This window comes from Streptomyces sp. PL-29 (assembly GCF_058344425.1).
The window spans coordinates 4,412,272-4,437,240 of the sequence record NZ_CP136996.1 but is presented as its reverse complement, the minus strand read 5'-3'; the positions used below and the strand labels follow the sequence as shown (position 1 = coordinate 4,437,240).

Sequence of the window (24,969 nt, the reverse complement as noted above, 5' to 3'; positions counted from 1 at the left end):
TTTCTGGTGAGAGAACACCCGGACGGCCAGCACCTTGTTGCCCTTGTGTGCTGGCCGTCCTTTGTTGTCCTGGTGGTGCGGATGCCGGTTCGGCACCCGCCGGGGCGAAGGTTGCCCGCTTCGCCGACGGCTGTGTAATTGAACCATCTTTGTGCCGGGGTGGCGGGGCTCTGGCCCAGCGTGCGGCGTTCATCAGAACAGGGCTTCCTGATCGGCGGGGCCGGTTCGCGCGGTGGTCGGCGGCCGGGGTACATGGAGTTCGTAGCGGGGCCGCCCGTGGTGCGGGGGTGCGTGGGCTTCGCGGCGGTGACGGCTCCACGCGACCAGCGGGGCACCCTGGTCCAGCCACCCGGGCGGGTAGCCGGAGGTCAGCTGTGCCCACCGTCGCCGGTCGCGCGGGAGTGCCGACCGGTCTTCGACGGTGGTGAGGGGCGGCAGGGTGCGCCAGCCCGGAAAGGCGTGGTCGTGGGCGTCTTCCACGGCCCGGTTGTCGCCGTCGCCGTACCCGTCGCCGTGGTGGACGGGGCCCTCCCAGTCGCAGGCCAGGCACCCACCCCGGAACTGTTCTCCTTCCCGGCGGCCGGTCGGCCGGCTGCGGGCGAGCAGGGTGGGGACGTGGTGCTCGGGCGGGTCGAGGTCGTGGCCGAGGTCGCTGTACGCGCCGCCCGGGTGGCCGGGCCGGATGTGCCACGTCCGCGGGGCGCTCTCGACGGGTTGGGGCGTCCGCCCGTTGCGCACCCGCCAGTAGAACGTCTGCCGGGCCCGGGCGCCGGTCGGTTCGGCGGCGGTCGTGCTCACGGCCGCTCGCCCGTCTCGGTGGCGAGCACTTCGCGCAGGGGGTCGGCGAGGACGGCTTGCTCGGCCGGGGAGTCCTGGAAGCGCGGGCCGTAGGCGCGCCGGATCGCGCGGCGGGCGTCCTGGTGACGGTCGCGGCCGGGGTCGTACGGCGAGCGGTCGAGTACCTCATAGCCGTGCCGGGTGAGCACCTCGGCGATGAGCGCGCGGACCTGCACGGGGTCGAGGGCGTGAAGGTCGGTCTCGGCGGGGGCCGCGAGGAGTACGCGGATCAGCTCGGTCGCGCTGAGTCTGGGCTGGAGGGGCACGCCGATCCGGTGGACGCCGTCCTTGCTCGGGGTGGCGGCTCCCCGTCGGCTGGGGGTCCCGGTGGTGCTGCGGTGGGTGGTCGTCTGGTCCATCTTGCTGGCTCTCGGAGAGTCGGGGGCGGTCAGAGGGATAGAAGGCCCTGTGCGTTGTTCGCCCGAGTAGAGCGGGCGGCGGCTTCGCGGAAGGCGCGCGCGGCGTCGGCGGCGGTGCGGCACGGTTCGGCGCTCCACCGGTCGATGACGTCGCGGTGGTCGGCGGCGTCCGCGGGGTGGCCGGTGAGGGTCTCGGCAAGGAGGGCGAACGCCTCGTCGCGGGCGCGGTTGATGCGGGGCCAGTCGTAGGTGCGGCCGGCGGCTCCCCGGGCGCGGCCCGCAGCGACTTCGAGGGCGCCGCGCGGCCAGCACGGCAGGAGGGCGGTGCGGCCGGGGCCGTCGAAGAGGTGCGGGCCCTGGTGGATACCGACGTGCTCGATGTGGTGGGCGGCCCACTCCAGGATGGCGGCCGGGGTGTCGGCGATGACGATGCTCTCGGGGCTGTAGCGGATCTTCATGGTGGTTCCGTCTCGGGATGGCCGGGGGCGGCGGGCCGCCGCCCCCGGTGGTCGGTCTACTGCTGGTAGGCGGGGATCAGTTCCCGGACGCGGTCTGGGCCGACGCATCCGCCTTCGTGGCGGTGGAGGCTCGGCAAGCCGCCATTCCTTCCGCGCAAGTGGCTCCAGAACTTGGGGCCGCCCCACCCGCACAGCTCGCAGAGCAGGAACCAGTGATTGTCAGAGCCGGGGAACCCGGTGAGGACTGCGCGCCACCGGAGGTTCGCGAGGCCAGCGAACGCGGTGAGAGCGCTCTTGACGTTGCGGTCGTTGACGGGCATTCGCGGGTGCAGCAGCGGCACGGGGCCGGTCAGCGGCCGGAGCACTTCGGCGCGGATCTGATCCAGCGGGACGGCGGTGATCTCTCCGGCGGCGTACTTCCCGGCGAGGCGGGCGGCGGCCATCTCGACCCCGGGAACCCCCTTGTCCGGGCGGCCGAAGTTGCTCTCCCCCGCGCTGGTCTCGGCCCACCAGTCCCGGTTCCAGCGGTGGGCGCGACCGATGACCTGGTCCTGGCCGATGATCACGGGATAGCGGCCTGCGGAGTCCGGGGCTCCGATGCGGTAGGGCATGGTGGCCTGGTGGGCGGCGGGCGGCGCTACTTCGGGGGCGGCCGTCAGGTGGTCGGGCTGGCCGGGGACGGGGGTGTTCTGGTCGTCCGGCTCTGTGGTGGGGACCGTGAGGACGACGGGTCGTTCGAGGAGCTGGGTGGTCATGGTGGTGCCCTGTTCTGGTGAGTTCTGGTGAGAGGGGCCCGCCCCGACGCGCTCGGCTACTGGGGCGGGCGGGCAGTCGCTACGCGGCGTCGGCCAGGGTCTGCGGGGCGGCGGTCCATTCGCGACGCGGGGTGATGCCCAGGTCTTCGAGAACGGGGTCGAGGCTCCCGTTGTCCGGCACCCATGCCCAGTCGGTGCCTTCGGTGCCGGGCCGTTCGGTCCAGGTGAGCATGTACGAGCGGCCGGAGGTGCGGGGGTCGCCGCACACGGCCTGCGCCTCGCGGCGGGTCATCGCCCACAGGGCGCGCTTGCGGGAGCGGGGGGAGTGCTTCGACGCGATGAGCACCAGCGCCATTCCCTCCAGCCAGTTCGCCTCTGCGGCGGGGGCCACCGGCTCCTCGACCTGCGGGGAGTGCTCGGCCTCCTCCTGGTACTCGGTGGCCTCGACCTGGGGCGGCTGCTGCATCTCGGCGGCGCTCTTGCGCCCGGCAATGTCGTCGTAGGGCGCGGTGGAGGTCCACCCGTCGTAGCCGTCGTCGGCGGCGCGGACGACCATCTTGCCGACGCCGTTGAAGATGTGCGGGATGGTCACGCTCTTGGGGTTGACGCGCAGGACCTCGTACCAGGTGCCTCGGTAGAGCGCGAAGTCCCCGCGCTTGAAGTCGGCCTTCGACCAGACCTTGAAACCCTTGGCCTCGGCGTCCTTGATGACCTGCTCCCAGTGGGCGATCTCCTCGGTCAGCTCCTCGTGCCGGATGATCAGCTCCGGATCGTCGGGGTTTCGGGAGTAGCCCTTGGCGGACTCGCCGCGCTGCCACTTCTCGACGGCGCGCAGGTCCGCGCGCAGCTTCTCCAGGCGCCGGAGGGTGCGGCCGGGGTTGGTGCGGAACTGCTCGTAGTTGGCGGCGGCCTTCTGCCGGTCGGCCCAGTGCTGGGCGCGGTCGCCTTCGGTGATGCTCTTGCGCATCGAGGTGTCCATGCGCTCGCGGTCGCGGAGGGCGCGGCCCTCGGAGTGGTGTCCGCGGAGGATGGGCTGGCCGAACTCGAACCGCTCGGATATCGCGTGGGCGGACTTCCACGCGGCCTGGGAGTTGCGGGCGGCGTTGTCGGCGTACCCGCCGAAGCGGTCGGCGCGGGCCTCGGCGCGCTCTTCGCGGTCCTGCTCGGCCTCGGCGAAGCTGCGGCGGTCGGCGTTGTCGATGGTGAGGGTGGCATCGAGGCCGGCGTCCCGCAGCCGCTGCGCGAGGAGTTCGAGGGAGGGGGTGTAGGCGGCGTGGTCGCGGCTGTGCGGGAGGTACCAGCAGTCGAGGTTGCGGCTCCAGCGGAAGGGCTGGCGCAGGGTGCGGCCGTACTCGCGGAGCTTGAGGATCTCGGCCGATCCGTCGCCCCGGCTGGTGCCGTCGACCAGGGTTCCTTCCCGGCGGGTGTGAGTGATCTCGATGGTCATCGAACTGGTCTTTTCTGGTGAGAGTCTTTTGGCCGCCCGGAGGGCGGACGGGGTGCTGGAAGCGGTGAGCACCACAGGGGGCGGGCCGTGAGGGACGAGCGGTCCGCCGCCGTCGCGCCCTGCGCGACGGCAGGGGCTGCCGCGCCCCCGCGGGGCGCGTCCTTCGCGGTCCGGTGCCCGCCGTCGGTCGGCGGAGCCGCTAGGCGGAGTCGGCCGGCGGCGGTGAACGCACCGGACCGTGCTGCTGCCGCCCCGAAGGGGTGTCCGCTCGGGTGTGGTGGCCCGCCGGTCCGGAGGTGTTGCCCTCCCCCGGACCGGCGGGCCTTGGGTCAGCTGCGGCGGGTAGCCGGGGTGGCTTCAATCCGCTCGCGGACGGCGCGGTTCACGGCGGCGATGAGGTCGCGCCCGTCGTCGTAGGCGAACCGGCCGAACGGCAGGCTCGCGGCGAGGTCGCAGAACGTGGCCTGGTCCATGGTGGTCAGCGTGTCGGCAAGCGGCGTGAGCTCGTGGGGAAACATCGCCTGGACGCTGTCGCCGGGCTTCGGGGCCCCGATGGTGTGGAACCAGACGACGACCATTTCGGCCGTGTCGGCGAACTCGGGGCCGCCGAAGGGGCCGACGATGATGGCCGGGCGGGTGTCGAGCTGGTGGCCCCGGAACCAGGGTCCGGCGGTGACGAGGGTGGCGACGGGGAAGTCCTGGACGGTGGCGGCCTTGGTGGTGGTGAGCATGGCGTGTCCTGTCTGGTGAGAGATTCCGCCGGGGCCGGTCGGCCCCGGCGGGGGTGCCGGTCGGGGTGTTGCCCTCCCCTTCCGACACCAGTAATTAAACCATGTTTCTGGGTTCGGGTCAACCGGCCGGGACGAGTTCGCGGCGGCGCTCGGCGGCTTCGGCGACGGCGCGCGCGACGAGGCGACCCGCTTCGATGGCCCGGACGGCGGACTCGTGCACGGGGGGCTTCTTGTCCTGGGTGATGATGCCTGCGAGCGGGGGCATGACGGCGGGGCCGGGGGTGATTCCGAGGATCAGGGCGGCGACGTGGGCGGCTGAGGCGACCTCGGCGAGGTGCTGGCCGGGGAGCGGGGCGGCCGTTTCCGGGATCAGTCGCCAGGCGTGGCCGTACAGCAGGATGCGGGCGGCGTTGTCGGGGGCCTCGCGGGTGAAGTCGAACCCTCCGGCCTGCTCGGGGTCCTCGTGGTACCGGTCGCGGTACTGGGTGAGCAGGATGTCCCGGACGGTCTCGGCGGCGATCGGGGCGGCGGCGGGCAGCTCGTAGGCGTCGCCGTCGGTCTGGCTGATGTCGAACACCGGACCGGCCTTGTAGCCGGAGACCTTCCGCCCCTCCCCTTCGGCGGCGTCGGCGGCGGTTTCCCGGGGTGCGGCCTCGGTGGTGGCCGTCGTGTCGTCGGTCCGCCGCCGGAGCGGGGTCCAGATGCGGATGGAGGTGGAGCCCTTGGCCGGGAACCGTCCGACCTTGCGCCAGTCGCCGGAACTGAGGACGCGGGTCGCGTGGGGGCACTGGGCAGCGATGGCGATGCAGTTGACGGGGCTGCGGTCGTCGCGGTCCGGGTGGGTGAGGTTCGCGGCCGTGCGCATGACGGCGGCCCAGAATCCTTCGTCGGTGACCATCGCGGCATAGGCGCGATCCATGACGGCTTCGAGTTCGCCGCGCATCCGGGCGCTGTAGGCGCGTCGCTCATCCTGAGTCATCTTCGGCTTGCTGGGCATTTCCTGGTCTCCCTGGTGAGAATTCGTGCGTCCGAGGCCGGCTGGCCGGGATGTCGGTCGGGGGTGTTGCCCTCCCCCTTCCGATACGTTAATTAAACCATGTTCTTAGGTATTCGGCAAGTCCTCAGATCCAGTGCAGCCCTTCCGCGTGGCAGGAATTCCGGTAGGCCGCTATAACCTCGTCTTCTATCTCCATCCAGTGTTCGAGGATGTCCGGAGCGGTTTTCTGGGGGTGGGCCTCACGCTTGGCCCTACGCCATTCGATGGCGATTTTGAGCGTGCGAAGCTGGGAGCGGGTGAGGTACCACGGGCCGGAATCGGGAAGTTCTCCGCCGTAGGCCATCGCTCGGGCGTTGTTGATGTGCTCGGTCCCGGACCACACATTATGTCCGGGCCGGACGGCGAGAGCCCTTCTGAGAGTGCACCGAAGGTGCGGGGCCTGGACGGTCCATTGCGGGCGGATGGCGAACAGGTCGGCGCTCATTGCGGCCTTTCTTGGGCAGGGTGGGCGGCGCGCTCCGAGAGCGCGCCGCCGGAATTCTCGGGGAGATCAGAGGTCGAATTCGTCGGCGCGCTGGCCGCGCTCGTCCTCGGGCGTCTGGATGTCGGGCAGGAATCGGCTCACCGCGAATACGACCGCGTCGGCGATGATCAGCGGCGCATCCTGGAGAACGATATTCACCGACCCCCCTTCCAGCCCGATTCGGACCTCCCCGGGCTCAAGGCTCATGTGGACGTAGGCGCTCGTTCCGTCGATCCGGGTCCGGGCCCCGGGGAGCCGGGCGGCGAGTTCGCGGGCGGCTTCCTCGGTGCGGCGGCGCATCGCGGCCTGTTCGCGGTTGTGGTCCTTCACGCGCTGGTGAACGGTGCGGTGCGCGGGGATGATGCGGTCCGAGATCAGGGCCGCGATCCGCGCGGGGTCCTCGTCCATGGCGACGCGGACGCTGTCGCGCTCGCCCCTGCGGAACGGGTAGTCGGTGGCGGGGAACGCACCCCGGACGTAGAGGTGGCCGGGGTCGTCGTAGCGCTCGGAGAGGTGGAGCTGTCGGCCGTCAAGGTGGGTGAGGTTGGCGGCGTGGGCCAACTCCTGGACGCCGTGGAGTGCCTGCTGCGGTCGCCAGTTCCCGCCGAGCGCGAGGGCGATCGGGCGGGCGAGTTCGGCGACGGTGGGCGGGGTGGTCACAGCTTGTCTCCTGGTGAGAGTGGGTACCGGGGCCGGTCGGCCTCCGGTGGCCGGCTGGGGTGTTGCCCTCCCCTTCCGACATCACTAATTAAACCATGTTCTTGGGGGTGGGTCAAGCCCAACAACCCCTCTGACCTGCCCTTTTCCTGCCGCGTACACCCGCACCCGCCCGGCCGGGCCCGGCCACAACGCGCCCCGGGCGGGGTTCCCTCCTCGGTCGGACAGCGCCAGCCGGACCAGGGTTCCGGGTGGGGTGTCCAGGCTCGCGCAGCGACCGCGAAGCGGCCCGGCCTGGACACCCTGCCCGGGGCCCTGGTACGCCCTCCGGGTGTCCGGCCGAGGAGGGAACCCCGCCCCCACAACCCCAACCACGAACGACGCCGCACCCAACCAACCCGCCCCCTCCCCCTCCGAGAGAGGACCCGCCGGAGGCACGAAAACCATGATCCGGGGTGTCACCACAGGGTGGGCTGGAGCGGGGAGACGGGGATCGGCCGGGCCCGCGGGAGGGCCCGCCGGGGCTTGGGCAGAGGCGGTGCTGGAGTTCGCGGGGCCGTGGTTGGTACGGGTGCCGACTGCGGGAGGGCGGCAGCGGGGCGGGGTGCGGCGCCGGTGTCCGGCGGGCTGGCCGGTGCGGGGTCGACGGGTGGCTGTTGGCTGGCGCGGGCCTGCTGTTCGGCGATGGTGATCGGCTTCTGGTAGAGCTTCTGCGCGCTGGGGTCGAGCGGGGGCAGGCGGCGGGCGGCGGCCTTCTGGTCGTCGCGGCGCTTGTGACGGCGGCGGACCCGGGCGAACCGTGCCTCGTAGGCGGTGTGGTCGCTGGCGTGCAGCCCGGCCTGGTGCAGCCGGGCGAGTTCCAGGGCGACGTGGCCCATCGAGCTCGGAGTGAGTACGTGGGTGTCGTCGCTGTGCTGGGCGGCGGTGAGGAACTTGGCGGTCAGCAGCGCCTGCGTCCGTTCCTGGCTGATCCGGCGCCCGCCGGTCCACTCGCCGCGCCGCACCGCGAGCCGGGCACGGCGGCCTCGCCAGTACAGGCGGCCGGTGGCGGCGGCCTCCATCACCCGCAGGTGGCCGGTGCTCCAACCTAGTTCGGCGACGTGGCGTTCGGCGAGGTAGAGGTTCGAGGCGGCCTGCTCCCGGTTCGGGCGGTCCATCCCGGTGGCAGCCTGCTCCTCGGCCTCGCGCCGGTCTTCCTCCTGGCGGCGGGCGCGCTCGCGCTCGGCCTGCTCCTCGGGCGTGAGGACACGGTCCAGCTCGGCGCGCAGGCCGGCGGCCGTGACCTCGACTCCGGCGGCGGCTTGGGCGAGCACGGCGTGGTGGACGGATTGGCGGGCGCAGTAGGCGAGCGAGCTTGCGGGCATCTCGGGATCGACGGCGTACTGCTCGGCGCGGTCGGCGTGCCGGGCGGCTTCGACGGCTTCTTGGTGGGCCGCGTGCATGGCCGCCTCCAGCCGCGCGGTGCCGGTGCTGCTGCGGCGGACGGCGGCCATGGCGTCGTCCGCGGCGATGACCGCGAGCAGGGCGGCTTCCCCGGCGACTTGCAGGCAGGTCTGCGGTGAGGGGTCGCCGAACTGGGCTGCGGCGCGCGCGGGCTCGGGCATTGGTGGTCCTCGGTGGGTTCGGTGGTGCGGTCGGGGGCGGCGGCGCCCCCGTCGTCGGGGTGCCGCCTGGTCGCGCGGAGCGCGGCGGAGAGTGCTGTCGTGCCCGTAGGGCACGTCCGTTGGCCCGGCGTCCGGGCGGGGCGGGAGGGCCGCCTGCGGCCCGGACGTCCCGGCCGGCTGCGAGCCGGGCCGGGCTGAGCCGTCCCGAAGGGACGCCCTTTCGGTCTTCGGTCGCGGGGCGGGTCGGCCGCCAACGGAGGCGGCGCTGCCGGGCGGTGGGTGCGCGTGGGGTTGGGCGGCTCGATGCCGCCCAACCCCACGACCGGCGGCCCGGGGCGGGCCGGGCGGTGGTCTCCGCCCGGCCGGGCCTTCCTAGGCGGCGACCGGTTCGCGCTCGGTGACGCGGCACCGGGTGAGTACGGTCTGGGCGGTCTCGCCGTAGGTGCTGTGCTCCTTGACGGTGCCGGTCAACTCGACCTCGTCGCCCTTGTCCGGGACGGTGGCGGCGCTGCTGAACCACACGTAGACGTTGCCCTCGGCGTCCTGGAACTTGATCAGTCGGCGGCGCTGAGCGTGGTAGCCGTAGTACCGCTCCTCCAGCTCGATGACCGTGGTCACGGTGGCGGGGACGGTGAGCCGCTCCCCCTTGCTGCCCTGCGGCTTGCTGTTCTGGGCGGCCCGCTCGATGGCCGCCTTCTCCTGGTCGCGGTGCCACCCGGCGACGGCGGACACCAGCGTCGGCAGGTGGCGCGGGGCGACGGTCTCGCCCTTGGCCAGCTGGCCCACCTTGTGGCGGTACTCGGAGAGGCTGCCGTACCCCTGGAGTGCCCACGCGCGGACGGCGGCGGCGGTGCTGGCCGCGTCGGGCTCGGCGTCAATTCCGGCCCGCCACTCCATCGGGGCCTTGCGGTCGAAGAAGTACGCTTCGACGCTGTCGGCGGTCGGCACACGGTTCTTCCACTGCTCGGAGCGGCTGTAGAAACGGCCGTCCTGGGTGACGATGGCGGCGGCCACCCGGAGCACCTCGTCCACCGGCACGCGCAGGTCCGCCGGGACGCCGCCCTCCTCTCCGTCCCAGTCGGAATCCTTGATCGAACCGAGACGCCACAGAGCCTCAAGCCCCTTGATCGGCAGGCCGGTGTACGGCTCGACGCACGTCGTGCCCAACTGCCGAATCTCGCCGTTCTCGTGGCGAGCGAGATAGGTGGCGGTGCGGTGCCGGGCGACGGAGCACCCCTGGCAGTAGTTCTCGACGGCCCGGTGCTGGCGCGCGGCCTCGGCGTCCCGCTCCGGCAGGCCCGGGAACAGGCTGGTGATCGTCTCCCCCTCCTCGTCGTGGTCCAGACGGGCGATGACGGTCCAGCCCTGGTGGCGGGGCATGTCGCCGGAGATGGTCACGGTGACGGTGGGGCGCTTGCCGATCACCCGGCCGTCCACGTCGCGGTAGTCCGCGAGGAACGGGGCGGAGATGTCGAGCGCGTACGGGCTGAGGCGGTGGACGGCGGCGCGGGCGTTGGTGGCCTCAACGAGCTGGCGGACGCGGGCCTGGGCGGTGGCGGGGACGGAAAACCGCATGGCTGCGCTGGTCATCGGGGTGCTCCTGCTGGTGAGAGGAATCGAGTCCCCGGCCGGGCGGGTTGCCCTCCGCGTGCGGCCGGGTTCGGGTTGGGGCCGGCTGGTGGCCCGTGGTTCGGAGGGGGTGTTGCCCTCCCCCTCCGACACCATTAATTAAACCATGTTTTGACGAGTGAGGCAAACGTCCCGGCCGGGGATGTCGAGTGCGGCGCGGTCGCGCAGGAAGGCGGCGAACAGTGCGGCGGTGAGGCTGTCCGGGGTGCCGTAGGTGCGGCGGGAGTCCAGGGCCCCGATGCGCTCGCCGTGATGGCGGACGGGGAACGGCTGGCCGGGCTCGGGGATGGCCAGCGCGTACAGTCCGCGCGGGGTGTCCACGCGGAGGACGACGGCGGCGGCCTCCGGGTCGTAGGCGGCCGACCAGCGGGCGGACCCGATGCCGAACTCCGCGAGTCCGCCCGCGATGGCGCGGGCCTGCATGAGGTCGGCGGCGACGCTGGCGTTCGGCTCGGCGGGGGCGGCGGCGTATCCGCAGCAGTGGTCGTCGGCGTAGGTCTCGGAGAGGACTGCACGGGTCACGGTGGGCTCCTGGGAGGCTGCCGGGGGCGGGGCGGGTTCCCGCCCCCGGCGTCGGATCGGTGGGGAGGATCAGGCGGCTTCGGTCTCGGTGGTCGGCTCCTCGGCCTCGGCCGGGGCGTCCGGCTCGGCCTCCGGCTCCGGCTCCACTCCCTCCGGCTCGGCGTCGGCCTGGTCGCCCTCGGCCGGGGCGTCCGGCTCGGGCTCGCCCTCCGGGGCCTCCTCGACCTGCTCCGGCCGGGCGTCGGCGGCGTCGGCGGCCTGCTCGTCGTCGCCCTCGCCCTCGGCCGGTTCGGCCTCCGGCTCCTCGTCGCCCTGCTCGTCGTCGCCCTGCTGGGTGTCCGGCTCGGCTTCCGGCTCGCCCCCGCCAAGCAGGGAGGCGCGGGGCTGCTCCTTCTTCGCCGGGTCGTACGGCGTCTCGTCCGCCACCGACCGCTCGATGGGCGTCAGCTGGTACCCGAGCGACTCCAGCACGCGGAACCACGCGGCCGTGGGCTTCCGGGTCCACGGGGCGTGCTGGCCGTCCGTCCGCCACGCCGACCGGTTCGCGCACTTCTCACGGACGGCCGCGATGGCCGCGAACTGGAGCTGAGGGGCCCGACGCGGGTCCTTGGCGGCGTGCTGGGCGAACATGCTGCGGTCCTTGGCCTGCTGGGCGTTCAGCCCCAGGAAATCGGCCAGGATCTCAGTGGTGGGCTCCTTGTTCAGGTCGTCACAGATCCCCCACGTCCCGCTCAGAAGTGCCTCGTTGACGTGGCGGATCAGGACGTTGGTGCTGGCCTTCGGGAGCGCGCGCGACTTGATCAGGTCCGCGAGCCACTTCCGGCGGATCACCTCGGCGGCGTCCCAGTCGATATTGCCCGCCTTGACGGCGGCGCGGGCGGCGCGCTCGGCCTCGACCTCGGCGGCGGTCCTGGTGCTGCCGGTTCCGCTGCTCTTGGCGCTCTCCGGCGCGACGTGTCCGTACAGTCCGGGGGCCGTGCAGTAGGGCTCGTACCGGTCGCCCCGCCGGTCGTCGAACACCCACACCTGACCCTTGCACCCGTTGTGCTCCCCCTCGCTGATGCCGCTCAGCCGCCACACCCGCGTGGCCCGCTCGGACAGCTCCTCGATATCGCGGATCTTCTGCCCGGCGGCCTCCAGCTCCGCGCGGTGGGCCGCCGCCTTGGCCGCCTTGTCGCGCTTGACCCGCTCGACCTCAATGGCCCACTGAACCTTCGCCTCGTCCGCGCCCTTGGCGGCGGCGGCCTCGGTGATCGCGGCGAGCGCCTCCGGGTTGTCGGCGAACTCCTGGAGGGCGGCCATGTTCTCGAACGTCCACGTGTAGCCGCTCGCGGCACTGATGGCGGCGCTGAGCTTTTCGTCGTTGCGGACCTTGACGAGAGTGCGCACGTCCTTCTGTCGGACGCCCGCCGCCTTGGCGATGCGGCCGACCTGTGCGCCCGCCTCGGCGGCGCTGAACATGGCCTGGTTCATCTCCTTCGTCGTCAGGCCCTTGCGCTGCTCGGAGGTGGTGATCATGTCGAGGAACTGCCCGGCGGCGTCGCGGTCGTCGTCCTCCCACTCGTACGGCAGGTGGGTGAGGCCCGCGTCCTGCGCGCCGAAGTAGCGGCGGTGGCCGTCGTTGACCTGGATGATCCCGCCCTCAAGCCGCTGGATCTTGACCGGGATGCGGCAGCCCTCGGCGCGGAAGGACTCCACGAACCGCGCGTTGATGTCGAGATCCTCGCGGGCGTTCTCCGGGTGCGGGGTGAGCGCGTCGATCCGGATGACCGGGCGGGGCGTGAACGGCAGGGTCTCCAGCCCCGCGTCGACGGCGGCGGCGAGCCGCTGGAACCCGTCGATGATCTGCGGCACGTTGCCGTTGGTGCGCACGACGTACAGCGGCTCCTGGACGCCGTTGGCCTTCACGTCGGCCAGTAGATCGGCTGGGGCCTCGACGGAGCGGACGTTGCCGGGGTGTGCGAGGAGTTCTGCGGTGGTGATGGTCGGCCACGGGGCGGGAGCGGTCTGGACGCCGGCCTGGGTCTTGGTGGTCATCGTCGTACTGCCTTCTGGTGAGAGGTTCCGCCGGGGCCGGTCGGCCCCGGCGGGGGTGTCGGTCGGGGGTGTTGCCCTCCCCCTTCCGGCACCATTAATTAAACCATGTTCTGGAGGGTGGGGCAACCGGGTACGGCGTGATCGGCGTCACCTCGGTAGAAGGCTGCGGCTGAGCGGATCAGGGCAGCAGCCTCGGCGGTGGTCCGCCCGGGGGCGTCACTCCAGCACCACAGCAGGGTGCGCCGATAGGCGTCCTCCGTAAGCCCCAGCTTGCGCCACCGGACGGGCGACACGGGGCCACCGTGGGCCTGGTTGCTGAGCACCACCAGGGAGTCGAACAAGGACCGTTGGAAGACCTCCCACGCCTCGCCGCGCTGGGACCAGCGGGGCCGGGCGGCGCGCACGCCGCGCCCCCATGCGTGCAGCAGGTTGCACGGGGCGGTGCTGCCCATCCTGCCGGGCTGCCAGAGGTGGTCACCCTGATACAGGCCGACGCGCTCGATGTGGTCGGCGGCGGCGGTGAGGATACGGGCGGGGGTGGCGCGGTACTTCCGGGGCATGACGCTCTCCTGGGTGGTCAAGATGCGTTGTCCTCAACGGACTTGGCGGCTATGGCGCAGTCGGTGCAGTGGCAGGGGGTGCGCCACTGGTGCCCGGCCGGGCTGGCGCTGGCGAACGTGCGGGCGGCGGCTTCGCTGATCCGGCCCGTGCCGGGGACCTTCGGGGCGGCGGCGTTCCACGCCTGGGGGACGCTGTAGACCTGGAAGTAGTGGCGGCCGTCCTCGTCGGTCTTGTGGAACCTGATCCAGTCCATGAACACGCGGGGCTCCTCGGGGCGCGCGGGGAAGGGCCGGGGCGGCGGGCCGCCGCCCCGGCGGGGCGCTTGGATCAGGCGGCGAGCGATCCGGCGGACCTGACTCCGATGCGGCGGCTCCCGCCGATGTCGGCGCGGTTGCCTGCGGCGATGCCGTCGCCGTACCCGCTGCCGCTGAAAGAGCTGCTCTGCTTCCGGACCCTGGGGTGAGCCTCCTGGAATGCAGCCCGGACCATGCTGCCTCGGGCGGCCAGCACGAGTTCGCCGCTGCGGCCGGTGGCGGACGTCTCCCCGCTGGCGGCGGCTCGGGCGGCCTCCTCGATGGCCGCAAGCCGCTCGGTGACGCGCGTGATGAAACCGAGCTGCCAGGAGTTGCGCCACGCCTTCGGGCTGCGCACACCGTACGGCACGGTCTGCCGGTTAAGGCCGTTGAGCATCTGGAGCAGAAGCGAGGTATAGAGGATCTCCGCGCGCTGGACATCGGACTCGTAGCCGACCACGTGGACGCGGCGGGTGCCGTTGCCCTGCTGGCCCATGAGGATGGACTTGCAGCCGACAGCTTCGGCGATGTGGTACATGAGGCGGACGCGGGACATCGACCAGGGGTTGGGGAGGTCGAAGTTCTTGTCCGTGATCCCGTCGCGCGACGGCTGTCCGTCGCTCAGGAGCGCCTCGTCCACGCCGTACTTGGCCACCATCTCCATGGCCCGGGTGCGGGCAAGCTCGGCCTCGGCCTCCGGCGTCGCCGGGTCCTCGGCCTTGGCCAGCAGCGCCCGGATCGTCGCCAGCTTGGGGTTCGCGTCCGCCTGGGTGGTCACAGTTCTTCTCCTGGTGAGAGTGGGTACCGGGGCCGGTCGGCCTCCGGTGGCCGGCTGGGGTGTTGCCCTCCCCTTCCGACATCACTAATTAAACCATGTTCTTGGGGGTGGGTCAAGCCCAACAACCCCTCTGACCTGCCCTTTTCCTGCCGCGTACACCCGCACCCGCCCGGCCGGGCCCGGCCACAACGCGCCCCGGGCGGGGTTCCCTCCTCGGTCGGACAGCGCCAGCCGGACCAGGGTTCCGGGTGGGGTGTCCAGGCTCGCGCAGCGACCGCGAAGCGGCCCGGCCTGGACACCCTGCCCGGGGCCCTGGTACGCCCTCCGGGTGTCCGGCCGAGGAGGGAACCCCGCCCCCACAACCCCAACCACGAACGACGCCGCACCCAACCAACCCGCCCCCTCCCCCTCCGAGAGAGGACCCGCCGGAGGCAAAAAGTCAGGTGCAGGAGTAGGTGCTGGCGTCCGTCGTCAGCCGGCGCCGCCGTTGGTGTTGTCCGGGGCGGATGCATCCTCTGCGCCGGGCGCCGATGCGGGTTCGTAGCCGAAGCCGTTGGGCGTCTTGACCACGTTGTACCGGCCGGGCGCGGGCGGGGGGACGTTGGTGATGCCGCGGGCGAAGTAGAACTCGTCGGGATTCCCGCCATAGTCGCCCTGCCGGATCAGCCCGCTGACCGGGTCCGCGGTGGACTGGAAGTACCGGTCGGCCTTGCGGAAGGGCGCCACCGTGATCGGGTCGCCGTGGCCGTGGAGGGTCGCGAGCTCGAAGTGGGCGCGCTCGATGTCCGTACGGAACGGCTGCATCGCGTCGGGCTGGTTGCCTCGGTAGGCCAGGGAGCGCCTGATGAAGAGACGAAGCGCCTCGTACCCGGTCGGAGTCCGCAGCACCTCGGTACGGGCCCGCTCGACCAGCACGCGCGGGATGAGGCCCTGGTTGTCGAAGATCGGGTGGCAGAACTGACACAGCAAAAGGATGTTGGTCCAGTCGTTGAACACCCGCTCGGCCTCGGCCTTGCTGTCCTGGCCGCTCCGCTTGGCCGGCCACGGGCTGATGTGAGCTTGTTCGAGAAGTCCGCGGGCCATGGCCTTCGGCGCCCGGCTCAGGACCTGGTGGTGCTCGTGCAGCCAGGCCAGCGTTTCGATGACCTCGGGAGTCGCCAAGTCGCCCAGATCGGCAATCAGTTCGCCGCTCGTCAGGTCGAGGTGGCTGAGCGCGCACCCCTCTGCCTTGAGAAGGTCCAGGGCGGCTGCAAGAGGCCCCGGAAGGTCCGTCGGCCTCGGCCAGACCCGGCCGTCCGAGTCCACCGATTCACGCTCTGCGTCCATCGCTCCATTCTGCCCACCCCCACTGACATCGCTCCGCGAACCACCCTGCGACCGCAGTTTGAGGTGTCCGCGGACCCGTGCTTACGGTGCGCGCGATGAGCACGGATTCGGCTGGGATGAGGAACAGGTGAGCACTTCGACGGGATCGGTGAGCGCGGCGGAACTGCGGCGGCGGGTTCGCGCCGTCGAGGAGATACAGGCGCGGACACGAGAGCTCGCGGCGGCCAACGCCCTGGCCACACGGGAGGCGGCGGTAACAGCGTCGAAGGCGAAGGATGACGCCGAGGTCGCGGCGCGGGAGGCTGCCGCAGCCGTCCTTCGACTGTTCAACAACGACGCCGAATTGGTCGCGCAGCTGCTCGACGTCACGGCGGAAGAGCTGGAGCGCGAGGCGAAGCCTGTTACCGCCGCTCGCGCGAAGGAGGTGATCGAGGAGCTCCGCGCCCGTGCCGAGCGTCCGCGCCCGGCGCGCCGCGTCAGGAAGGCCGGCACCTCCCCCGCGGCACCTTCCGCCTCCGCCCCGAACTCCGCGACGGAGGGCGGCCTGGCCGATGCCGTCTGAGACGAACGGCACTGGGCCCGGACTCTTCCCGCTCGCTGAGGTGAAGGGGTCCGGGCCCGCTCCCGTTGACGAGCAGCTATCTCTCCTCGGAGAGCCAACGCCCGTGCGGATACCGGCGGTTGAATGGTCCGCATGGCTGGCCGACGAGACTGTTCGGACCCGGTACTGGGCGAAGGTCTACCGGGCCCCGGCCACGGGATGCTGGTTCTTCATCGGCGGAATCTCCAGCACCGGGCACGCCACCTTCCGGGCCACCTCGCGGCCGGGCCGGACGCGCCGGGGGACGGTGCCCGGGCACCTGTACGGGTATCAGCTCGAACACGGCGTCATCCCACGGCTGGGATGGGGCACCGACCTGACCGTCTGCCACACCTGCGACAACCATTCCTGCCAGCAGCCGGCGCACCTTCGGCTGGGCACAGCGGCAGAGAACCGGGCGGAGTGGGTGGCTCGGCGGCGCGACCCGGGTAGCCCCCTCGCGGACCTTCGCGGCCCCGCCGGACGCTCCCGCGCGATCGGCGCCGCCATCCGCGCTGGCCTGGTCTGCGGCAAGTCCGAAGCGGAGATCGCCGCACGGGTCGAAGCGGTGATCGCGGAAGGCCGTCCGCTCAGCCTCTGGTGACCACCGCGCCAGCCCGGCGTACCGGCGAGGCGCTGTCGCACCGGTGCGTTACGGTCGGCGAGAACGTGTAGAACGTGCCAGAGGAGTCCCCGTGCCCGAAGCCCACCCCGACCACAGCGGCCTTCCGGCGCTCTACGGTGCCGAGGTCTCGGCCTTCGGCGGGCGGTGGGTGCTGCACGTCATCGCGCCGGGGCCCGAAGTCGTGGTCGGACCGGTCGATCTCGGCCCTGCGGATACCCTCGTCGCGCCCCAGCCCGAAGACCCCGGCCGCTACATGATCGACCTCGAAGGTGAGGAAGTTCCGGTGCTCCCTCGGGAGAGCGCGGTGCAGCAACTGGAGAAGCACGGCTATGTGGTCGCGGAAGAGGCACGCGCCGACAACAAGAGGGATCACGGCTGGACTCAGGTCGCCTCCGCGCTGTGGACCGCTCCGTGCCGTCCCACTTCTTGATCTTGGCCGTGGGCACTCTGCGGATAGGCTGAGCTGGGCTCGCGGATAATCTTCCCAACTAGTAGTAGTGCCGTGCGAGAGGGCCGAAGGGCCATCTCGCACGGCACTGTCGTGTGGGCCACAGTCTTGCGGCCCTAAGCCCCCTAGTGCTGTGACCGAGAAGGTTCGCCGGGTTGGCGGTGATGGCGCTGGAGCTGTTTGGATGCGGCCCGACATTCGATCCGGTGTGGGGAGGCGCGGTGGCGGAGCCGGTCAAGGTCCGGAGGCTGACCGACCAGGAGGGCCAGCAGTTGCAGCGGATCGTGCGTCGGGGCAGCACGAGCACCGTGCGGTACCGGCGGGCGATGATGCTGCTGGCCTCGTCCGGCGGGAACCGGGTCCCGGTGATTGCCCGGCTGGTCCAGGCCGACGAGGACACGGTGCGGGATGTTATCCACTGGTTCAACGAGATCGGCCTGGCCGCTCTTGACCCACAGTGGGCGGGAGGCCGTCCCCGCCTGCTCAGTCCTGAGGACGAGGACTTCGTCGTCCAGACGGCCACCACCCGCCCGACCAAGCTCGGGCAGCCCTTCACTCGATGGTCGATCCGCAAACTGCTTGCCTACCTACGGCGAGTTCACGGCCGGGTGATCCGCATAGGCCGTGAGGCCCTGCGCTGCCTGCTGGTGCGACGAGGCGTCACCTTCCAGCGCACCAAGACCTGGAAGGAGTCCACCGACCCCGAGTACGACGCCAAACTCGACCGGATCGAGCACGTCCTGGAACGCTTCCCCGACCGCACGTTCGCGTTCGACGAGTTCGGGCCGCTGGGCATCCGCCCCACCGCCGGCAGCTGCTGGGCCGAGCAGGGCAGGCCGGACCGGCTGCCGGCGACCTACAAGCGCACCCACGGCGTGACCTACTTCCACGGCTGCTACTCGGTCGGCGACGACACCCTGTGGGGCGTCAACCGCCGCCGCAAGGGCACCATCAACACCCTGGCGGCGCTGAGGTCGATCCGGGCTGCGCGCCCGGACGGCGCCCCGGTCTACGTGATCCTGGACAACCTCTCCGCCCACAACGGCAAGAAGGTCCTGCGCTGGGCGAAGAACAACAACGTCCACCTGTGCTTCACCCCGACCAGCACCTCTTGGGCTAACCCGATCGAGGCTCACTTCGGCCCGCTGCGGCAGTTCACGCTCGCCAACTCGAACCATCCGAACCACACGGTCCAGACCCGGGAGCTGCACGCCTACCTGCGCTGGCGCAACGCCAACGCCCGCCACCCCGACGTCCTGGCCGCCCAGCGCCGGGAACGCGCCCGCGTCCGCAGCGAGAAGGGGCTCCGCTGGGGCGGCAGACCGGCTGCCGCCGCCTGATCGAGTCTCCCGGCAACCTTCTCGGCGCAGCATGAACGTCGGGCAATGAGGCTATGCGTATGCGAGAGGTCCGGAGCGAGGGACTGCCTCTGCTCCCGGACATCGAGTGAGCGGCCGGACGGTTTCCGCGGCATCGGCATGCCCGGGACCGCGGAGGACGAGCCGCTGCCGCTCGATGAACTCGCCCGGTCCCAGCGGCCGGGACCGGCCTGGGTGGCCGTCGACGAGTCCGACGCTCCGATGGCCTGTCTCATCGCCGACCGTATCGAGGGCAACCGTCGCATCGAACAGATGTCGGTGCACCCCGACAGTGCGGGCCAGAGCATCGGACGGTCGCTACTGGACCACCTTGCCGAGCGGGCGGCAGCCCACAGAGTCCCCGCCCTGACCCTCACGAGGTTCGCCGACGTGCCGTGGAATGACCCCTGCTACACACGCTGCGGATTGCAGGTGCTGCACGACGACCTGCTCGGCCCCGGTCCGCAGGACATCCGTACGCGCGAAGCGGCTCGCGGCTTGGACAGGTGGCCGCGGTTGTCCATGCATCGAGGAGCGTGACGGTTCCATCGGGGCGGTTGCCCAGTGGCAGCGGTGCCGGCCGTCAGCGTCAACCCGGCGAATCTAGTAGATCTGACCGGTCTGCGGGTTGGGGTCGCTGCCGTCGCCCAGGCGGGGGGTCTCGTCGGGGTAGAGGTTCTTCTGCTCGGTCATGTTGAAGTAGAGGTAGCCCTCCGGGCAGCGTTCCGGCTGGAGGCTGCAGGCGGCCGTGTGCCTGAGGAAGAGGTGCCCGTCGGCTGTCTTCTCGTAGTAGGTCATGCCGCTGCCGAAGGGGTCGTCGTAGAGGCAGGCCGGCGCCTGCCGCAGGGCCTCTTCATACTCGGTCCGGTTCCGCGCCGCGTTGAGGGCGCTTTCGGCGGCATCGCTGAGGGTCGCGCCGTTGGGGAGCACGGTTGCCATGAGGGGGTCCTCGGTTCAGTCGGTGTGGGCAAAGATGATCAACCTCAGCGTAGGGTCCGGTTGCCGACCGTGTCAGCCGGACGCGGAAAGGGTGGCGGCGTCCATCGTCACCAGGACCTCCGGATCGCGGGTCTTCCCCTGTCCGCCGTGACTGCCCCGGATAACCACGTCCCGGAGCCGGGCGGTGGTTTTCGGAGCCGGAAACACAGGGCATGATCGCCGTCGAGGCCGACCGGCCTCGCCCTACTGGGTCCCCCTTGCGGCGACCTCGATGTCTGTGGAGGCATGCCATGCAGATCCGCCCCCTGCGGGACCGGATTGCGGTCGAGCGAATCGAGAGCGCGGAACTCCCTCCTTACTGCCGGGGCAGGGTACTGGCGCTGGGAGAAGGCGAGCTCCGGGACAACGGTACGGTTCGCCTGGGGGACATCGTGGTTTTCCATGACGGCTTCGTCCTCAAGGTGGAGCAGATCGACGGCCGGGAAGTGCTGTTCATGAGCCACTCGGACATCATGGCATCGGTTGAGGAGTAGGCGTCGATACCCGATCTCCCCGCCCGGGCGGGGAGATCCTCCACCCCCTTGAGCGTGGCTGTGCCGCGTCCAACGGGGCGGAGGAGCCGGGCGTGAGCCCGGTTCAACGACCGCTGCCCGGGGACCGGGAGATGCTGCCCGCCCCAGGTGTCCTGGCATCAACTGTGTGCGCCGGCGGTAGGACCCAAATGCTGTGCCGGTGGTGCCGCCATCTCAAGACCAGCCCCGAGTTCGGGGCAATCTCCGTTCGGTCTACCGCATGCTAGACCTGCCCACGCCATTGATTCCACGGATATGCTCCCTAGGGGAGAAAACATTGTTCACTCCATTCAGGATCGAGTCCCCGAACACTGGAATAGCTTGATTCTGGGATTGGTCCCGGATCTGCCCGCCCTCGTCACCGAGTCCCAAGATGCCGTTTATCGTGGTTGCAGGGGATGCGTCGTCGGCATGTGCGGTTCCGGCCATGCCGAGTGCGGCCCCTGCGATGGCGAGTACGGCGAGCGTGCGCCGAGCGGTGTTGTGCATACCACGCCAACGATTGCGACCCCGGCGGGTCACGCAAACCTACTCGCCAATCGATATCCCGCCCGGTTGGAGGTGACCCCCTTATGTACGCGGTGCGGGCCACGATGCCCAGCAGGGTGCGCTCGGGCATCCGCTCCTTGACGGCCTGCTCCAGCACCTGCGCGCTCTTGCGAGGCGTCTCCGCCCAGCGGGCCTTGAGCTTTTGTGCCCCGGAGTAGGGGTCGATGAACAGCTCGTCGACCCAGCCGAAGAGGATGCTGAACTTCTGGCTCTGCACGGGGTCGTCATGCGCGCATGTCATCAGGGACTCGGGTCGCCCGCATCAGAGCAGGGGACGCTCGCGCGGAACGCCAGGAGCTCCGGCCGGCCGCCGCCGGTCAGACGCGGGCGGGCCCACCCGCACGGGTGAGTGGAGACCGGACCGGCCCCACCCCGCTCCATCGGATGTTCGACACAGGGCCGGTAGCGTCTCGCTGGTGTCTGGCCGTCAGAATCCTTCGCCCCATTCGACTGTCCGGATAGTCATGGTGCCCGCAAAGGACAGTGGCAGCCTCTGGTAGCAGCCGCTCTCCAGGAGTGCGTCCAACGAGAGCAGGAGATTACCGAGGAAGTCGTCCCTGCCCTGGTCCTCTTCCCATACCTCGATCTTGATGTACTCCCCTTGGCCGCGGGTGGCGGTCACGGTGATGGGCTGCTTCCATTCCGGATTCAGGGTGTCGCGGATCACCTCGGTCGTCCCGGCAAGGGTCCAGCTGTCGTTCTCCATGACGAAGACCTTGGCGTAGGGGTCGGAGACGCCCGCCCCGTCCGGGTCCCTGTTCGCCAGCTTCTCGGCGGACAGGAGGAGCTGCAGCTCAGCCATAGCCGTCACCTTCTCGTGGGGTTGATGGTTGTCGGCGCCGGGTGGGCCCCGTGCACGACTGTGAGGGGGACAGCATCCCGCAGACGTCCCGGCCCACGTGCAAGATCGACAAAAAGGGGCGGAAGAAGTCCGTATTGATGCATGCACCAGCACTGAGCCCTGCCAGGGTGGACACCGATCGGGTGACGGCCGGGCGGGTCGCGACAGGGACGGAAGCGAACGGGACTCCCAGGCGGTTGAACGAGACCCCTCACGTCACAACCAGTCGGCCGAGGAGCCTCGTTGGCCACCGGCCCGGCCTTACCGGACCTGCCGCACGCGCTCGTCAAGTGGGCCACCGCGCTCATCGTCACCCGCGAGGACGACCGCCGATGCAAGCTCCGCCCCTCCCGGCAGGCACCGGCCGCACTGGTGTCCCCGCTCAAGCACGACACGCCCACTCAGAACGCGGCCGGTTTCCGGATCGACGTCGGCACCGCGCACGCCTGCGTCCACACCCTCACCGACCTACTCGCCCGGCCTCACCCGGGCCCTCCGCGACGCCGATCCCGGGTACGTCCTGGTCGATGGAACCCTCACCGAGTGCGACCACGCCGGCGACGGCAGCGCCGACCACTTCGCAAAGCACCGACGCCACGGCGGAAGCCACCCGTCATCACCAATTCGGCAGGCTCACTGGTGCGGGTCCCACGCGCGCTGCCTGGCCGCACCCACGACCTGACCGAGGCCCACCGACGCCGCGCCGTGAAGACCTGCGTCCGGCTCCGCAGCGCAGCCCAGCCCTGGCCGACATCCGGCACCGGCAGGACCTTCCCAGGCCCGACAAGACGCCCACTCCGCAAGGAACTCAGCCCCGGGCAGCGGTCAGTGAGCCGGGCTCACGCCCGGCTCCGCCACCCGTTCGAACGCGGCGTTGCCACGCTCGAACGCCGGAGGATCTTCCGCCACGCCCGCTGTGGCCCGAACCGGTTGCCGTCAGTGGTCAAGGCCATCCCCGTCTTGGAGGTACACCACCGAACAGACTCACTGACAGTGGCGGCGCGACTGCGCGGACGGTACCCTCCCCGAAGATCATCGGCATCCAATCGGGGGAAGCTCATGCCGCAAACGGTCCGCACGTCTCCAGGAGAGCTCCCGCTGATCGGGCATGCCGGACGGCTTGCGGTGGACCCGCTGGGCTTTCTTGAGCAGCGGCGGGCATCAGATCCAGTAGTCGCACTGCGCCTGATGGGGCGGGAGTGCTTCCTTGTCAACAGTGCCGAGGCGGCGATGCAGGTGCTCGTCGCGCGGCAGGAACGTTTCGACAAGGGCGGCCCGTTCATGGAGGCGGCCCGCCAGTTGGTCGGGAACGGTGTGATCACCTGCAGTGCCGAGGACCACCGGGCTCAGCAGCCGGTGATGAAGCCCGCGTTCCACCGCAGCCGGGTCGCCGGCTACACCGACGTGATGCGCGAGTGCGTGGTGGAAGCGACATCCTCTTGGCAGGCGGGCCAGGTACTCGATGTCGGGTCCGCGATGTACCGGGTGGCGGCGCTGGTGGTCGCGCGAACACTGGTATCCGCGCCGGCCGGCAGGCAGGCGGCACAGGTGATGGCGGAGGCGCTGCCGGAGCTCCTGCGCGGTCTGCTCCGCCGGATGCTGATCCCGGCGGACTGGGTTCACCGCGTTCCGACCCCGGCGAACCGGCGCTTCGATGCGGCGCGCGCCCGCCTGCACGCGGCCATCGGTGAGGTCATCGCCCAGTACCGGCAGCATGAGCAGGGCCGGCAAGACCTGCTGTCGCAGATCATGGCCGGGGACGAGGACAGCGGACGCCGACCCGGTGATACCGAGGTGCGTGACCAGGTGATGTCGGTGCTGGCCGCAGGCGTGGAGACATCTGCCTCGCTTCTCGCCTGGACCTTCCAACTCCTGGGTCGCCACCCGGAAATCCAGCACCGGCTGTGGGAGGAAGTCGACGGCGCCCTGGGAGAACGTCCGGTCACCTTCGAGGATCTGCCGTCCCTGCCCTACACCAAGCGGCTGCTGACCGAGGTCCTGCGGCTGTACCCACCCACCTGGCTGCTCAGCCGCATCGTCGTCGAACCGACCGAGATCTGCGGATTCCTGCTGCCCAAGGGTGCCGACGTTCTGGTCAGCCCCTACGCCCTGCAACGCAACCCCGAGGTCTTCCCCGACGCCGACCGTCTCGACCCGGACCGCTGGCTGCCCGAACGCCTCACCCCCGGCCAGCGCCAGTCGTTCCTCGCCTTCGGTGCCGGGCGCCGCCGGTGCATGGGTGAGTTCTACGGCATGACCGAGACCACCCTCGCGCTGGCCACCATCACCCGCACCTGGCACCTGCGCCCGACCCGGCCGGCCTCCCTACGCCCGCGGCCGCGCTTCCTGCTCGTCCCCGCCGAGCAACCCCTCACCCTGCACCTGCGCACCCGGGAAGGCGCTCTGCGGTGACCAGCCTCCCCAGCCCTGGCCTTCAGCCCGGCGACGCAGTCGAACCGAGTTCCTACCCCAGCTTTCGGCTACCGTCCCTCCCACGCTTCCAGCCCGCACTGCGCCGCCCCGGCATCGATGACCTGGAGCACTCCTGCCGTACATGGCTGGACGACGCCCTGCGGGACGCCCACGCCGACAGCCCGCAGGCGTTCGAGGAGTTCCTCCACCAGCGCACCACCTTGTGGAACCTGCTGGCCTACCCCACCACCGACACCGAGCGGACGAAGACGATCTGCCACTGGATCGACGTCCTGTTCAGCATTGACGATCTCTTCGTCCACGCCCCGCGCCCACGCCTGGAACGCCTGGGTCTGCACCAGCTCGATGCCGTCCTCGACGACGACCAGCCCGCCCCCAGAGCTCCCTACCCGCGCGTGCTGCACATGCTGGCACAACGCATCCGCGCCGGCATGCCGTCCGGCCTGTGGAACCGTTTCGCCCACGAGATGAAAGGGTTCTTCGCCGCTTGCCGCACTGAGCGGGACTGGCTTGAGGCCGGCACGGCCGTAGACATGGCCGCTTACGAGGCATCACGGATCAAGAGCGTAGGCGAATGCTGCTTCCCGCTCCTGGAGTACGGACTGGGCATCGACCTCACCGACCACTTCACCGGAATGCCGGAGCTCGGGCGGCTCAACCATCTGGTGGCACGACACTGGGTCGGCGTCAACGACATCTTCTCCTACCGCAAAGAGCTCTACAGCGGCGACACCATCAACGAAATCACCCTCGCCCTCACCACCAACGGCGGCAACCTGCAAGCCGCAGTCGACCGCATCACCGACACCATCCAACGAACCGAGGACGAGTTCTGCGCCCTCGGCGAGCACCTGCTTGCCACAGCGCCGGGCCGGGACCCGGCAGTCAGCCAGTACATCGAAGCACTGCGATGGATGATCGCCGGCAACCTGGAATGGTCCTACATCACCACCCGCTACAACGGCCAAGACCACACCTGGAACGGCCACACCGCCGCCACCGTCATCCTCGCACCGCACCGAACCCTCTTCCGGCCTGAGCAGGCCCTGTGAGCGCCTGGCACGGTAACCGGCGGGGCCTCCCCAACATGAAGCGTTACTGAATCAACAC

The 24,969-nt window shown here is 70.7% G+C and carries 27 protein-coding genes and 1 pseudogene; 9 read left to right on the top strand and 19 right to left on the bottom strand.

The annotated features are described in order from the left end of the window. Nucleotides 1-192: 192 nt before the first annotated feature. From R4Z63_RS20510 to R4Z63_RS20430, 17 genes are all read right to left on the bottom strand, one after another. Entirely contained in the window at nucleotides 193-798 is a 606-nt protein-coding gene (locus R4Z63_RS20510; RefSeq protein WP_384450785.1) for a DUF6349 family protein, read from the bottom strand. After that, a complete protein-coding gene (locus tag R4Z63_RS20505) occupies nucleotides 795-1,196 on the bottom strand; it encodes a DUF6181 family protein (RefSeq protein ID WP_384450782.1) in 402 nt (133 codons plus the stop codon). Before R4Z63_RS20505 ends, R4Z63_RS20510 begins: the two co-directional genes overlap by 4 nt. A gap of 29 nt (nucleotides 1,197-1,225) precedes the next feature. Beyond that, entirely contained in the window at nucleotides 1,226-1,654 is a 429-nt protein-coding gene (locus R4Z63_RS20500) for a DUF6197 family protein (protein WP_384450779.1), read from the bottom strand. A gap of 56 nt (nucleotides 1,655-1,710) precedes the next feature. Continuing rightward, nucleotides 1,711-2,409: a hypothetical protein gene (locus R4Z63_RS20495; protein ID WP_384450776.1), complete on the bottom strand. Its 699-nt coding sequence runs from the start codon at nucleotides 2,407-2,409 to the stop codon at nucleotides 1,711-1,713. Nucleotides 2,410-2,488: 79 nt separating this feature from the next. Further along, on the bottom strand, nucleotides 2,489-3,856 hold the full coding sequence (locus tag R4Z63_RS20490) for a DUF3560 domain-containing protein (protein WP_384450773.1): 1,368 nt from the start codon (nucleotides 3,854-3,856) through the stop codon (nucleotides 2,489-2,491). A gap of 329 nt (nucleotides 3,857-4,185) precedes the next feature. Then, on the bottom strand, nucleotides 4,186-4,587 hold the full coding sequence (locus tag R4Z63_RS20485; protein WP_384450770.1) for a DUF6409 family protein: 402 nt from the start codon (nucleotides 4,585-4,587) through the stop codon (nucleotides 4,186-4,188). A gap of 118 nt (nucleotides 4,588-4,705) precedes the next feature. Continuing rightward, a complete protein-coding gene (locus R4Z63_RS20480) occupies nucleotides 4,706-5,584 on the bottom strand; it encodes a hypothetical protein (RefSeq protein ID WP_384450767.1) in 879 nt (292 codons plus the stop codon). Between the two features lie 124 nt (nucleotides 5,585-5,708). Then, nucleotides 5,709-6,068 (bottom strand): hypothetical protein, encoded by a 360-nt coding sequence (locus R4Z63_RS20475; protein WP_384450764.1) that lies wholly within the window; start codon nucleotides 6,066-6,068, stop codon nucleotides 5,709-5,711. 66 nt (nucleotides 6,069-6,134) lie between these two features. Beyond that, nucleotides 6,135-6,767, bottom strand: a complete 633-nt coding sequence (locus R4Z63_RS20470) for a hypothetical protein (RefSeq protein WP_384450761.1) — start codon at nucleotides 6,765-6,767, stop codon at nucleotides 6,135-6,137. Nucleotides 6,768-7,222: 455 nt separating this feature from the next. Then, nucleotides 7,223-8,368, bottom strand: a complete 1,146-nt coding sequence (locus R4Z63_RS20465) for a hypothetical protein (protein WP_384450758.1) — start codon at nucleotides 8,366-8,368, stop codon at nucleotides 7,223-7,225. Between the two features lie 372 nt (nucleotides 8,369-8,740). Further along, complete coding sequence (locus R4Z63_RS20460) at nucleotides 8,741-9,958, bottom strand: hypothetical protein (RefSeq protein ID WP_384450756.1); 1,218 nt, start codon at nucleotides 9,956-9,958, stop codon at nucleotides 8,741-8,743. Nucleotides 9,959-10,096: 138 nt separating this feature from the next. Then, nucleotides 10,097-10,519, bottom strand: coding sequence for a hypothetical protein (locus R4Z63_RS20455; protein WP_384450753.1), 423 nt, complete (start codon nucleotides 10,517-10,519; stop codon nucleotides 10,097-10,099). A 69-nt stretch (nucleotides 10,520-10,588) separates the two neighbouring features. Then, nucleotides 10,589-12,556, bottom strand: coding sequence for a ParB/RepB/Spo0J family partition protein (locus R4Z63_RS20450; RefSeq protein ID WP_384450751.1), 1,968 nt, complete (start codon nucleotides 12,554-12,556; stop codon nucleotides 10,589-10,591). Between the two features lie 98 nt (nucleotides 12,557-12,654). Next, nucleotides 12,655-13,137, bottom strand: coding sequence for a DUF6197 family protein (locus R4Z63_RS20445; RefSeq protein ID WP_384682832.1), 483 nt, complete (start codon nucleotides 13,135-13,137; stop codon nucleotides 12,655-12,657). Next, nucleotides 13,134-13,370, bottom strand: coding sequence for a hypothetical protein (locus R4Z63_RS20440; RefSeq protein ID WP_157852608.1), 237 nt, complete (start codon nucleotides 13,368-13,370; stop codon nucleotides 13,134-13,136). Before R4Z63_RS20440 ends, R4Z63_RS20445 begins: the two co-directional genes overlap by 4 nt. 74 nt (nucleotides 13,371-13,444) lie before the next feature. Next, entirely contained in the window at nucleotides 13,445-14,188 is a 744-nt protein-coding gene (locus R4Z63_RS20435; protein WP_384450745.1) for a DUF2786 domain-containing protein, read from the bottom strand. A gap of 471 nt (nucleotides 14,189-14,659) precedes the next feature. Next, nucleotides 14,660-15,514, bottom strand: coding sequence for an HNH endonuclease (locus R4Z63_RS20430; RefSeq protein WP_384450742.1), 855 nt, complete (start codon nucleotides 15,512-15,514; stop codon nucleotides 14,660-14,662). Nucleotides 15,515-15,641: 127 nt separating this feature from the next. On the opposite strand from R4Z63_RS20430, the gene R4Z63_RS20425 reads away from it, so the two are divergent. The 5 genes from R4Z63_RS20425 (at nucleotide 15,642) to R4Z63_RS20405 (ending at nucleotide 19,065) form a co-directional block, all read left to right on the top strand. Continuing rightward, nucleotides 15,642-16,076: a hypothetical protein gene (locus tag R4Z63_RS20425; RefSeq protein ID WP_384450739.1), complete on the top strand. Its 435-nt coding sequence runs from the start codon at nucleotides 15,642-15,644 to the stop codon at nucleotides 16,074-16,076. A gap of 103 nt (nucleotides 16,077-16,179) precedes the next feature. After that, nucleotides 16,180-16,698, top strand: coding sequence for an HNH endonuclease family protein (locus R4Z63_RS20420; RefSeq protein WP_384450737.1), 519 nt, complete (start codon nucleotides 16,180-16,182; stop codon nucleotides 16,696-16,698). A gap of 91 nt (nucleotides 16,699-16,789) precedes the next feature. Beyond that, nucleotides 16,790-17,149 (top strand): hypothetical protein, encoded by a 360-nt coding sequence (locus R4Z63_RS20415; protein ID WP_384450734.1) that lies wholly within the window; start codon nucleotides 16,790-16,792, stop codon nucleotides 17,147-17,149. A 239-nt stretch (nucleotides 17,150-17,388) separates the two neighbouring features. Continuing rightward, nucleotides 17,389-18,507, top strand: a complete 1,119-nt coding sequence (locus R4Z63_RS20410) for an IS630 family transposase (protein WP_491522574.1) — start codon at nucleotides 17,389-17,391, stop codon at nucleotides 18,505-18,507. Between the two features lie 138 nt (nucleotides 18,508-18,645). Then, nucleotides 18,646-19,065 carry a GNAT family N-acetyltransferase gene (locus tag R4Z63_RS20405; RefSeq protein WP_491522573.1) on the top strand — a complete coding sequence of 140 codons (420 nt, stop codon included), beginning with the start codon at nucleotides 18,646-18,648 and terminating at the stop codon, nucleotides 19,063-19,065. A 63-nt stretch (nucleotides 19,066-19,128) separates the two neighbouring features. Here R4Z63_RS20405 and R4Z63_RS20400 read toward each other — a convergent pair whose 3' ends face one another. After that, entirely contained in the window at nucleotides 19,129-19,464 is a 336-nt protein-coding gene (locus tag R4Z63_RS20400) for a hypothetical protein (protein ID WP_491522572.1), read from the bottom strand. A gap of 290 nt (nucleotides 19,465-19,754) precedes the next feature. Between R4Z63_RS20400 and R4Z63_RS20395 the strand changes: the two genes are divergently transcribed. Then, the gene (locus R4Z63_RS20395; RefSeq protein ID WP_491522571.1) at nucleotides 19,755-19,997 is read left to right on the top strand and encodes a hypothetical protein; all 243 of its coding nucleotides are present in this window, start codon (nucleotides 19,755-19,757) and stop codon (nucleotides 19,995-19,997) included. Nucleotides 19,998-21,012: 1,015 nt separating this feature from the next. On the opposite strand, the gene R4Z63_RS20390 is transcribed toward R4Z63_RS20395, so the two are convergent. Continuing rightward, nucleotides 21,013-21,387, bottom strand: coding sequence for a C2 domain-containing protein (locus tag R4Z63_RS20390; RefSeq protein ID WP_384450719.1), 375 nt, complete (start codon nucleotides 21,385-21,387; stop codon nucleotides 21,013-21,015). A gap of 282 nt (nucleotides 21,388-21,669) precedes the next feature. Here R4Z63_RS20390 and R4Z63_RS20385 point away from each other — a divergent pair. The 3 genes and pseudogenes from R4Z63_RS20385 to R4Z63_RS20375 all read left to right on the top strand — a co-directional run. Beyond that, a pseudogene (locus R4Z63_RS20385) lies at nucleotides 21,670-22,392 on the top strand (transposase family protein); the annotation flags it as partial. A gap of 93 nt (nucleotides 22,393-22,485) precedes the next feature. Further along, complete coding sequence (locus R4Z63_RS20380) at nucleotides 22,486-23,838, top strand: cytochrome P450 (protein ID WP_491522634.1); 1,353 nt, start codon at nucleotides 22,486-22,488, stop codon at nucleotides 23,836-23,838. Further along, complete coding sequence (locus R4Z63_RS20375; protein WP_491522570.1) at nucleotides 23,835-24,911, top strand: terpene synthase family protein; 1,077 nt, start codon at nucleotides 23,835-23,837, stop codon at nucleotides 24,909-24,911. Before R4Z63_RS20380 ends, R4Z63_RS20375 begins: the two co-directional genes overlap by 4 nt. Nucleotides 24,912-24,969: the final 58 nt, after the last annotated feature.

Excerpts from the sequence above, each read along its gene's own strand:
- R4Z63_RS20500 (WP_384450779.1), bottom strand. The coding sequence starts at position 1,654 with ATGAAGATCCGCTACAGCCCCGAGAGCATCGTCATCGCCGACACCCCG.
- R4Z63_RS20465 (WP_384450758.1), bottom strand. The coding sequence starts at position 8,368 with ATGCCCGAGCCCGCGCGCGCCGCAGCCCAGTTCGGCGACCCCTCACCG.
- R4Z63_RS20495 (WP_384450776.1), bottom strand. The coding sequence starts at position 2,409 with ATGACCACCCAGCTCCTCGAACGACCCGTCGTCCTCACGGTCCCCACC.
- R4Z63_RS20440 (WP_157852608.1), bottom strand. The coding sequence starts at position 13,370 with ATGGACTGGATCAGGTTCCACAAGACCGACGAGGACGGCCGCCACTAC.
- R4Z63_RS20490 (WP_384450773.1), bottom strand. The coding sequence starts at position 3,856 with ATGACCATCGAGATCACTCACACCCGCCGGGAAGGAACCCTGGTCGAC.
- R4Z63_RS20480 (WP_384450767.1), bottom strand. The coding sequence starts at position 5,584 with ATGCCCAGCAAGCCGAAGATGACTCAGGATGAGCGACGCGCCTACAGC.
- R4Z63_RS20395 (WP_491522571.1), top strand. The coding sequence starts at position 19,755 with ATGCAGATCCGCCCCCTGCGGGACCGGATTGCGGTCGAGCGAATCGAG.
- R4Z63_RS20485 (WP_384450770.1), bottom strand. The coding sequence starts at position 4,587 with ATGCTCACCACCACCAAGGCCGCCACCGTCCAGGACTTCCCCGTCGCC.
- R4Z63_RS20450 (WP_384450751.1), bottom strand. The coding sequence starts at position 12,556 with ATGACCACCAAGACCCAGGCCGGCGTCCAGACCGCTCCCGCCCCGTGG.
- R4Z63_RS20505 (WP_384450782.1), bottom strand. The coding sequence starts at position 1,196 with ATGGACCAGACGACCACCCACCGCAGCACCACCGGGACCCCCAGCCGA.
- R4Z63_RS20460 (WP_384450756.1), bottom strand. The coding sequence starts at position 9,958 with ATGACCAGCGCAGCCATGCGGTTTTCCGTCCCCGCCACCGCCCAGGCC.
- R4Z63_RS20405 (WP_491522573.1), top strand. The coding sequence starts at position 18,646 with ATGCCCGGGACCGCGGAGGACGAGCCGCTGCCGCTCGATGAACTCGCC.
- R4Z63_RS20380 (WP_491522634.1), top strand. The coding sequence starts at position 22,486 with ATGCCGCAAACGGTCCGCACGTCTCCAGGAGAGCTCCCGCTGATCGGG.
- R4Z63_RS20400 (WP_491522572.1), bottom strand. The coding sequence starts at position 19,464 with ATGGCAACCGTGCTCCCCAACGGCGCGACCCTCAGCGATGCCGCCGAA.
- R4Z63_RS20390 (WP_384450719.1), bottom strand. The coding sequence starts at position 21,387 with ATGGCTGAGCTGCAGCTCCTCCTGTCCGCCGAGAAGCTGGCGAACAGG.
- R4Z63_RS20430 (WP_384450742.1), bottom strand. The coding sequence starts at position 15,514 with ATGGACGCAGAGCGTGAATCGGTGGACTCGGACGGCCGGGTCTGGCCG.
- R4Z63_RS20475 (WP_384450764.1), bottom strand. The coding sequence starts at position 6,068 with ATGAGCGCCGACCTGTTCGCCATCCGCCCGCAATGGACCGTCCAGGCC.